Genomic DNA, 251 nt, shown 5'->3' on the forward strand with positions numbered 1-251 from the left:
CCTATCTATATAATTCTTTTTTATTGTTACATAATCCTTATTTTCTTCATCTAAATTAACCAAGTAACCATGATTTGTTACTTCTTTTTCAATTGAAATATAATGTTCAAAATTAACTTTATCTATACAAGGTACTAGAAATCCTGCACATTTCAATTTAATCTCTTTAATGTTCCAACGTGACACCATATCATATTTTATATATTTGCTATAATCACCAAAGTCACTGTTTATCTTTATACTCTCTTCTT

1 pseudogene is annotated in these 251 nt (G+C 25.1%); it reads right to left on the bottom strand.

What is annotated here, in order from left to right:
- A pseudogene (locus tag NG904_RS16965) lies at positions 1-189 on the bottom strand (normocyte-binding protein); the annotation flags it as partial.
- Positions 190-251: the final 62 nt, after the last annotated feature.

This window comes from Clostridium sp. ZBS15 (assembly GCF_023845705.1).
Classification (GTDB): Bacteria; Bacillota; Clostridia; order Clostridiales; family Clostridiaceae; genus Clostridium; species Clostridium aquiflavi.